The sequence below is a fragment of the uncultured Aquincola sp. genome (assembly GCF_964001545.1).
GTDB lineage: Bacteria > Pseudomonadota > Gammaproteobacteria > Burkholderiales > Burkholderiaceae_C > Aquincola.
The window spans coordinates 1-9,565 of the sequence record NZ_CAXFDV010000539.1 but is presented as its reverse complement, the minus strand read 5'-3'; the positions used below and the strand labels follow the sequence as shown (position 1 = coordinate 9,565).

Annotated in this window: 7 protein-coding genes; 5 read left to right on the top strand and 2 right to left on the bottom strand. The window is 70.2% G+C overall.

Going from position 1 to position 9,565, the window contains the following annotated elements:
• On the bottom strand, nt 1–198 hold a 198-nt coding region (locus ABNT58_RS18550; protein ID WP_348754921.1), incomplete at its 3' end, for a type II toxin-antitoxin system RelE/ParE family toxin.
• Nucleotides 199–353: 155 nt separating this feature from the next.
• On the opposite strand from ABNT58_RS18550, the gene ABNT58_RS18545 reads away from it, so the two are divergent.
• Nucleotides 354–1,595: an NAD(P)/FAD-dependent oxidoreductase gene (locus tag ABNT58_RS18545; RefSeq protein ID WP_348754920.1), complete on the top strand. Its 1,242-nt coding sequence runs from the start codon at nt 354–356 to the stop codon at nt 1,593–1,595.
• Here ABNT58_RS18545 and ABNT58_RS18540 read toward each other — a convergent pair.
• Entirely contained in the window at nt 1,552–2,919 is a 1,368-nt protein-coding gene (locus ABNT58_RS18540; protein WP_348754919.1) for a putative zinc-binding metallopeptidase, read from the bottom strand. The genes ABNT58_RS18545 and ABNT58_RS18540 overlap by 44 nt on opposite strands.
• 94 nt (nt 2,920–3,013) lie before the next feature.
• Here ABNT58_RS18540 and ABNT58_RS18535 point away from each other — a divergent pair, with 94 nt between their 5' ends.
• From ABNT58_RS18535 to ABNT58_RS18520, 4 genes are all read left to right on the top strand, one after another.
• Entirely contained in the window at nt 3,014–3,775 is a 762-nt protein-coding gene (locus ABNT58_RS18535) for a class II glutamine amidotransferase (protein WP_348754918.1), read from the top strand.
• The gene (locus ABNT58_RS18530) at nt 3,775–6,249 is read left to right on the top strand and encodes a VanZ family protein (protein WP_348754917.1); all 2,475 of its coding nucleotides are present in this window, start codon (nt 3,775–3,777) and stop codon (nt 6,247–6,249) included. Before ABNT58_RS18535 ends, ABNT58_RS18530 begins: the two co-directional genes overlap by 1 nt.
• 73 nt (nt 6,250–6,322) lie before the next feature.
• Nucleotides 6,323–8,044: a M14 family metallopeptidase gene (locus ABNT58_RS18525; RefSeq protein ID WP_348754916.1), complete on the top strand. Its 1,722-nt coding sequence runs from the start codon at nt 6,323–6,325 to the stop codon at nt 8,042–8,044.
• 158 nt (nt 8,045–8,202) lie between these two features.
• Nucleotides 8,203–9,423, top strand: coding sequence for a nidogen-like domain-containing protein (locus ABNT58_RS18520; protein ID WP_348754915.1), 1,221 nt, complete (start codon nt 8,203–8,205; stop codon nt 9,421–9,423).
• Nucleotides 9,424–9,565 lie beyond the last annotated feature (142 nt).

Below are 9,565 nucleotides of genomic sequence, written 5' to 3'. Positions count from 1 at the left end.
TCTGGCGATCCCTGCTCGCCCGCGCGGGCGCAGCTCAAACAGACCATCGCCAAACGCGCGGGAGTGCGGCAAGCGCAGGCTGGGTCCATGCTGAGCAAGAAGCTCAACCAAACGAGCGTAGTCGGCAAGTACATCGACTGGCCATGATTCGATCTCCTCGAGCACGCGCGCGTGGAAGTAGGAGATCTCAAAGGCCATGCGCCATGCGCGATGTTAGCAAACGCGCTAACCCGGGGCGGCGGTTTTCGCGTCTGTAGGTTGAGGGCCGACCAGGGCCACCGGCTCACCGGCCGCATTGGGCACCAGCGCGGTCCCTACAATCCGCGCCACGTTTTTCACGCCGACGCACCGCCATGACAGCCGCCCCTACGTTGCTTCCTTCTTCTTGCGACGTGCTGGTGGTGGGCGCGGGACCTTCGGGCAGTGCCTGCGCGCAGTGGCTGGCCCGGGAGGGCTTTGACGTGGTGCTGGTGGACCAGCACAACTTTCCGCGCGACAAGGTGTGCGGCGACGGGCTGATTCCCGATGCCCACGCCGCGCTTCAGCGCCTGGGCGTGTATGCCGAGGTGCAGGCCGCCGCCCAGCGGGTGTCGCATGTGGCCTGCATCGGCCCGCGCGGCGGGCGCATCGACGTGCCGGGCTCGCTGTCGGTGATGCCGCGGCGTGAGCTGGACGACATCCTGTGCCGGGCCGCGGTGCGCGCCGGGGCGCGCCTCTTCACGCCCGTGCGCTTCGAGGCGCCGCTGCGCGAAGGCGGCCAGGTGGTGGGTGCGCGGCTGAAGCAGGGCGATGCGGTGGTGGACGTGCGCGCCACCTGGCTGGTGCTGGCCACCGGCGCGGTGCCCAAGGCCTTGCTGGCCTCCGAGGTGTGCGAACGTCAGCAGCCCAGCGGCGTGGCGCTGCGTGGCTATGTGAAGAACGACGCCATGGTCGGCCGCATCACCGCGATGGAGGTGGTGTGGCACCAGAAGCTGCGGCCGGGGTACGGCTGGATCTTCCCGTGCCGCGACGGCGTGTTCAACATCGGCGTGGGCCTGGCCCACAGCCACAGCAAGATGAAGGACGGCCGCCGCACCATGCAGGACGTGAACCTGCGCGAGGTGTTCGCAGCCTTCACCGAGTGTTATGCCCCGGCCAAGGCGTTGATGGAAGGCGGCACGCTGCAGGGCGACCTGAAGGGCGCGCCGCTGCGCTGCTCACTCGAAGGTGCCAAGTTCTCAGAGCCGGGCCTGCTGATCACCGGCGAGGCGGCGGGCAGCACCTATGCGTTCACCGGTGAAGGCATCGGCAAGGCGATGGAAACCGGCCTGCTGGCTGCCGAGGCCCTGGTGGCCGGTCGCCGCCGGCAGCTGCAGGACGCACAGGTGCGGGCCGACTATGAGGCCCGCATCCTGGCGCTCAAGCCCCGCTTCGACCTCTACGAGAAGGCCAATCGGGTGAACGAACACCCCTGGCTGGCCGACCTGCTCATCTGGCGCGCCAAGCGCAGCCCAGCCATCGTGCGCCGCATGAGCGGGGTGCTGGACGAGACCAGCAACCCCGGCCACCTGGTCAGCCTGCGGGGGTTGACGAAGCTGTTCCTGCCGATCCGCTGAGCGCGCCTTCGCCTTCGGCCTGCATCGACTGCTCGGGCGAAGCCTCAACGGCCGGCGGCGGCGTTTCCAGCGGCGCCACGCTGGCCGCGATCGGGTCCACCGTCACCGGCGTCGGCTCCGGCGTGGCATTGGTGGCCTCGCGGGTGGCCGTCACCAGCCGGTGCACGAAGTGCAGCTTGGCAATGGCCGGGCGAGACAGCACGAACGGGTACTGGTCCTGCTGGCCCATGGCGCGCGACAGCTCGTTCATCGCCGCGCTCAGTTCCACCCAGATGTTGATGAACTGCAGGAAGCGGTCGGCATCCGGCGCATCGGCAATGTCCAGGTCGGCGGTGCCGAAGGGCTCGATCTCCAGCTCGATGTTCTCGCCGTTGATGCCCAGTCCGCGCGCGGTGAGCATGGTGTCCACCATGTGCAGGTAGTGGGCCCAGGTTTCGGCCCAGTCTTCCCACGGGTGCATGCTGGCGTAGGCACTCACGCAGCGCTGCGGCCAGTCGGGCGCGGGGCCGTTCTGGTAGTGCCGGTTCAGGGCTTCCTGGTAGTCGGCCCGCTCGTCGCCGAAGCGCACGCGGAAAGGCTCCAGCCATTCGGTGTCGCGCACCAGGCGGTCCCAGTAGTAGTGGCCCACCTCGTGCCGGAAGTGGCCCAGCATCGTGCGGTAGGGCTCGTGCATCGACTTGCGCACCTGCTCGCGGCGGGCGTCGTCGGCTTCTTCAACGTTCAGCGTGATCAGGCCTTCGTCGTGGCCGGTCATCACCGGGGTGGATCCGGCATTGGCGCGCAGCAGGTCGAACATCATGCCCTGCGGGTCTTCGCTCACGCGTGACTTCACCGGCAGGCCCAGGCGCAGCAATTGCGCCACCAGGCGGCGCTTGGCCACCTCGATGCGCCGCCACAACACCTGGTTCTCCGGGTCCGACAGGTCGGGGATGGTGCGGTTGAGCCGGCAGGCGATGCACAGCGTGGCGGGCTCGTCGGCCGACAGCAGCCAGTTGCAGCCGGCCACGGTGTCGAAGTTGGTGCAGCGCTTGTAGCGGCTGTTGGCGTCTCCGAAGCCTTCGGCCGGCTGCCACAGCGGCAGCAGCGGCGCGGCGCCTTCGGCAGGCGGTGGCGCTTCGGTCTGCTCGACAGGCAGCAGCGGCAGCAGCAGCGACCGCACCGGGTCGTAGCCCAGCGCGGTGCCGCAAGCCACGCACTGGCTGTTGCGGAAGAACACCGCACGGCCGCAACGGCAGCGGTAGCTGCTGGTGATGGCGGCTTCGGGCGGGTTGGCGTCATGGGGCAGACGCCAGCCGGTGGACAGGTCGTTGAGGATGTTGGGCATGGTGTTTTCTCTCCGCCGGCATCATGGTCTGAGCAGACGGGCCGCCGCCACGGGAGGCGACCGCAAGCTGTCGTCAGGCTATGCTTACAAGGCCATGTGCCAACTGCTGGGCATGAATGCCCATTCCCCGACCGACGTGATGTTCAGCTTCACCGGTCTTGCCACCCGCGCCGACGAACACAAGGACGGCTTCGGCATCGCGTTCTTCGAAGACCGCGGCGTGCGGCTGTTCGTCGATCACCACAGCGCCCGCCAGTCGCCGGTGGCCGAGCTGGTCAAGCACTACTCGATCAAGAGCCGCAACGTCATCGCCCACATCCGCAAGGCCACGCAGGGCCGGGTGGCGCTGGAGAACACCCACCCCTTCATGCGCGAGCTGTGGGGCCGCTACTGGGTGTTCGCCCACAACGGCGACTTGAAGGGCTTCGAGCCGCGGCTGCATGCGGCCTTCAAGCCGGTGGGCGACACGGACAGCGAACGCGCCTTCTGCTGGCTGATGCAGGAGCTGGCCAAGGCCCATGCCAGCGTGCCCACGGTGCAGGAGCTCACCACCACGCTGCGCGAGCTGCTGCCGGTACTGGCGCGGCATGGCACCTTCAACTGCCTGCTCAGCAACGGCCAGGCCTTGTGGGCGCACTGCAGCACCCACCTGCACTGGCTGCAGCGGCGCCCGCCCTTCGGCGCCGCCCACCTGGCCGATGAAGACCTGAGCGTGGACTTTGCGCCGCTCACCGGTCCCGACGACCGGGTGACGCTGATCGCCACCCAGCCGCTCACGCGCGACGAGCCCTGGACCGCCTTTGCACCCGGTGAGCTGCGGGTGTTCGTGGGCGGCGAACCCTGCGCCATCGGTTGATGTCGCCGGTGGTCCTGGCAACACCGGCTTCGGCAGGCGCGCAGGCGTCAGCGGCCTCGTTGCGGCGGCTGGTGGGCGTGCTGCTGCTGGGCTACCTGGCCTTCGTCATCTACGGCAGCCTGGTGCCGCTGCGGCTGGTGCCGCTGCCGCTGGACGAAGCGCTGCGCCGCTTTGCCAACACGCCGATGCTGCAGCTGGGCATCGCCTCGCGCGCCGACCTGGTGGCGAACCTGCTGCTGTTCGTGCCGCTGGCCTTTTTGCTGCGCGAGTGGTGGCTGGGTGCGCGCCGCGGGCCGCTGGCCCGGCTGAGCAGCGGGCTGATCGCGCTGGGCTGCTTCGGGCTGGCGGTGGGCATCGAGTTCACGCAGGTGTTTTTCCCCGCGCGCACCGTCTCGCTCAACGACATCGCGGCCGAATCGGCTGGCGCCGTGGTGGGCCTGCTGGCCCATGCGCTGGTGGCCCCGCGGCTGCGCGGCTGGGCGCTGGGCTGGTGGCAGACCGAAGGCGCGCGGCCGCTGGCCGGCCGCATCCTGCAGGCCTACCTGCTGCTGCTGGTGCTGTTCGCGGTGATGCCCCTGGACCTGACCATCAGCCCGGCGGAGCTGTACCACAAGTGGCAGGAAGGGCGCATCGACATCATCCCCTTCACCGACCTGGCGCAAGAGCCGGTGCAGGTGCTGTACGACATGGCGGTGGACCTGCTGCTGTGGGTGCCGGTGGGCCTGCTCTGGCGCCTGGCGGGGCAGGCCACCGGCCAGGTGGTGCTGCGCGGCGTGCTGCTGGCGGCGGTGCTGGAGGTGCTGCAGCTGTTCGTCTATTCGCGCGTGACCAGCACCACCGACGTGATCACCGGCGGCCTGGGCTGCGGCCTGGGGGCGCTGGTGGCCACGTGGTTGAACACGGGCCCCGGCCTGCGGCGCATCGCCTGGCGCCCCTGGCTGCTGCTGTGGGCGGTGGCTGCGCTGGCCATCTTCTGGTACCCCTTCAACTTCGGCTGGGGCGGCAGCAGCCTGGCCGCACGCTGGAGCGACGCGCTGCGTGTGCCCTTCGTCACCTACTACGCCGGCACCGAGTTCCATGCGTTGAACGAGCTGCTGCGCAAGTCGCTGGTGTTCCTGCCCGGCGGGCTGCTGTGGGCGGGCATGGCCGCGCAGCGCAGCGCGGGCGATGCAGCGCAGCGCCGCCACTGGCACCGCATCGGCGCCGTGCTGGCGCTGCTGCTGGCGCTGGTGGTGGAAGGCGGCCAGCTGGCGTTGCCGGGCAAGGTGGCCGACTTCACCGATGCATTGCTGGAGGCTTCGGGCGCGTGGGTGGGCCTGTTCATCGGCGGGCGGTTGTGGGCGGCGGTGGCCGCCTCGCGCAGCGGCGCTGCCGCAGGCGCCGGGCACAGCGCCGGGGCACGCGGGACGGCCGGGCAGGTGACTGGCGTTGCGGCGCCGAGCGGGCTGACGCGCCATGCAGCAGCAGCCCCGCCCGCCCCGACCGCCGCCCGCGCCCACGCCCACGCCCGTCCTGCCGCCGCCCTGTGGCTGGACGCCGCGCTCACGCTGGCGTTGGCCGTTCTCTTGTGGCGCGCCGCGCGGCTGCCCGGCGTGCCCTACAACGTGGTGGAACTGCTGCCCGGCGGCGTCGATGGCCTGATGACGGCCCTGGGCCTGTCGGTGGCGCTGGCGCTGCTGCTGGCCGCGCCGTTGTGGCTGCATGAGCGGCTGGTCGCGGCCCGGCGGCGCAGCGCCTGGCTGGCCGCCGCGGTAGTGGCCAGTGGCGTGCTCACCGGGCTGCTCTTCATCGTCGTGGTGCCCGACGAAAGCCTGTGGGACGTGGTCGGCTCGCCGGTGCTGGCCTGGCCGGGTGAGCTGGAAGAGTGGGGCCGTTATGCCGCGCTGCATGCCGCCGACACGCTGGCCGCCCTGGGCGCGGTGTGGCTGGTGCGCTGGGTGGCCACGGCTGAGTCGCACGGTCTGTTCACCCGCTGGCTGCTGCTGACGCTGGCCGCCGCCGTGCCGCTGCATGGGGTGGTGGTGACCTGGGCCGCCACCGACAACCTGACCGAGCTGATGCGCGAGGGCGGCGGCCCGCTGGCCAGCGCCCTGCTGTTCATCGGCGTGGCCGGCCTGTTTGCCACCGGCAGCTGCCTGGCCGCGCTGGTGGCCGGCGCCCGCCGGCGGCTGCCGCTGCTGCTGCTGGCGCTGGTGGCCTGGCCCCTGGCCACGCTGGCGCTGTGGCAGGGCAGCGAGCCGATGCTGCTGAAGTACGGCAAGGCCTTCTCGGCCGCGCAGTTCCTGCTGTCGGCCGACCGTGAGCACTACGCCGGCGGCGCCGCGCTGATCGAGCGTTATGCCGCGGCCTGCGGCTTGCTGTTCGGCCTGACCGTGCTGCTGCAATGGCCCGGCTGGCGCCGCGTGGCGGCGCTGCGGGCCGCACCGGCCGCGCGCCGTCACCGAACCTCCCACCGCGGGGTGAAGACCGCCTGAGCCACCTCCTTGATCATGGCGGCCCGCGCCCCTGGCACCCCACCCCCGCGCGCCGCCCCACCGCCTGAACGCCATGACCGACACCTCTCCCGGCCTGCCGCCGCTGCCCACCCCGGCTTTCGACCAGTTCCTGCGCCACGACGCGCTCACCACGCTGCTGCAGGCCTACGCCGCCGCAAGGCCGCACCTGGTGCAGCTGCGCAGCATCGGCCGCAGCTTCGAGGGCCGCGACATCTGGCTGCTGGCCGTCACCCACACCGCCACCGGCGACGACACCGACAAGCCCGCCTTCTGGGTCGACGGCAACATCCACGCCGCCGAGCTGACGGCCAGCACCGCGTGCCTGTACTACCTGCACCAGCTGCTCAGCCGCTACGGCGAAGACCGTGAGGTGACGCAGCTGCTGGACACGCGCTGCATCTACCTGTGCCCGCGGCTCAACCCCGACGGCGCCGAGCTGGCGCTGGCCGACCGGCCGCGGCACATCCGCTCCTCGGTACGGCGCTACCCGTACGACGAAGAACCGGTGGAAGGCCTGACGCTGGAAGACGTGGATGGCGACGGCCGCATCCTCAGCATGCGCATCGCCGACCCCAACGGCCCGTGGAAGCGCCACCCCGACGAGCCGCGGCTGCTGATCGCGCGCGAGCCCGGCGAGTTCGGCGGTGAGTACTTCCGCCTGTTGCCCGAAGGCACGCTGAAGAACTACGACGGCCTGCAGGCCAGCCTGAACCGCGACCCCGAAGGCCTGGACCTCAACCGCAACTTTCCCAGCGGCTGGCGGCAGGAGTTCGAGCAGGCCGGCGCCGGCCCTTACCCCACCAGCGAGCCCGAGGTGCGGGCGATGGTGGACTTCATCGTGGCGCACCCCAACATCGGCGGCGGCATCAGCTACCACACGCACAGCGGCGTCATCCTGCGGCCGCTGGGCAGTGGCAGCGACGACGACATGATCCCCGAGGACCTGTGGCTGTACCGCAAGCTCTCGGGCATCGGCGAGAAGCTCACCGGCTACCCCTGCGTCAGCATCCACCACGAGTTCAAGTACCACCCCAAGGAACACATCAGCGGCACCCAGGATTGGCTGTACGAGCACCTGGGCGCGCTGTTCTGGACGGTGGAGCTGTGGGCGCCCAACCGCGAGGCTGGCATCACCGGCTACAAGTGGATCGACTGGTACCGCGAGCACCCGGCCGAGGACGACCTCAAGCTGCTGAAGTGGAGCGACGAGCAGTGTGGCGGCCTGGCCCATGTGGACTGGAAGCCCTTCCAGCATCCGCAGCTGGGCGCGGTGGAGATCGGCGGCTGGGACCGCATGAACTTCTGGCGCAACCCGCCGCCGCACCTGCGTGAGCGGGAGGTAGCGCGCTTCCCGGCCTGGATGACCCAGCTGGCGCTGAGCCTGCCCAAGCTGGAGATGCTGCGCACCGAGGTGCGGGCGCTCGGCCCCGACACCTGGCGCGTGCGCTTTGCCGTCACCAACGCCGGCTGGCTGCCCAGCTACGTCAGCCGCCGGGCGCTGCAACGCAAGACGGTGCGCGGCGTGGTGTTCGAGATCCACCTGCCCGACGCGGCCGAGGTGTCGCTGGTCAGCGGCAAGGAACGCTTCGAGGGACCGCAGCTGGAAGGCCATGCACCCAAGGTCTCGCAACAGGCCTTTTTGCCCAACCGCGAGCTGACGGCCGACCGCGCCGTGGCCGAGTGGGTGGTGCGTGCCCCGGTGGGTACGCGTTTGGCGCTCACTGCCCGCGCCGACCGGGCCGGCACGGTGCGTACCGAGGTTTCGCTCGACTAGACAAGGGCTTGCTCTCGCCGCAACCCCCGGGTCTCGGGGCGCTCAGGGCGGCCGCTCCCCCAACGGAGGGGAGCACTCCAAAGCGGGATGCGGAGACATTTCAAGGGGCCTGCGGGAGCAGGCACCTTAGATGTCTATACAAGCCAGAGGAGTACCCCTTGTCCCACACCTGCATCCGGCACCGCCTGTCGTGCCTGGCCGCCGCTGCGCTGCTGTCCACCCTGGCCGTGCCTTCGGCCCACGCCGCTTCCCTGCTCGATGGTTTCGGCGGCGTCGCCGGCTTCGGCGAGCTGGCCATGCGGTCCAACGACGACCTGTCCAGCAGCCTGTTGAACCTGCCGTTCTCGCTGAACTTCTTCGGCAACGTGTTCAACAACTTCTACGTGAACAACAACGGCAACATCAGCTTCAACAGCCCGATCAGCACCTACACGCCCAACCCGTTCCCGGTCAGCAACCAGCCGATGATCGCGCCCTGGTGGGCCGACGTGGACACCCGCGGTGGCGCAGCCACGCTGGGCGGCAATGCGGTGTACGTGGCCTCGCCCAACGCCGACACGGTGGTGGTGACCTGGCACAACGTGGGCTACTACAGCAGCCGCACCGACAAGCTGAACAACTTCCAGCTGGTGCTGCGCAACCGGGCCGACACCGGTGCCGGCAACTTCGACTTCGACTTCCGCTACCAGCAGCTGCAGTGGACCACGGGTGCAGTGTCGGAGAACATCGCTGCGCAGGCTGGCTATGACGACGGCACCGGCCGCAACTACTACACCCTGCCGGGCTCGCGCAGCGAGGGCGTGCTGAACCTGGTGAACCAGAGCAACGTGTCGACCGACACCCCCGGGCTGTGGACCTTCGCGGTGCGCAATGGCGACACGCCCGGCCTGTCGCCCTCCAACCCGCTGATGCCCGTGGTGGTGGACGGCAGCTTCCGCTTCAACTTCAACGTGCAGCTGAACCAGCGGGTGTGGATCGACCCGGTGGTGGCCACCGGCTACGACTACGTGCTGGACGCGGGCTCGCCCACCTTCGCCACGCTGACCATCCGCGACGCCATCGGCGATGGCAGCTACGACCTGTGGCTGTGGAACGGCACCCAGTTCGTGGACAGCGGCACCGACCTGCATGCAGGCCAGGAGTACACCTTCGCCTCGGGCACCACCCGCTTCAGCCTGCGCGGTATCGAGACCGACGCGGCGCTGAACCCGGACGACCCGACCGCCTTCGTGGTGGGCCTGACCTTCAGCAGCGCCGGCACCGTGGGCCTGACACAGACGCCGCTGACCGCCGCCGTGCCCGAGCCTGGCACCTACGCGCTGATGCTGGGCGGTCTGGGCCTGGTGGCCGGCATCGCCCGCCGCCGCAAGCAGGCCTGATCGTCAGATGGCTGCGGCGGGGTCGATCGGCGCGTTGTGGTCGTCGAAGCGCGTCACCCGCCGCGGCCGCAGGTGGGCCGCGCTGCCGGGTTGGAGCTGCAGCTTGTCGCGCAGCACATGCCAGGCCTCGTGCGGCAGCTCC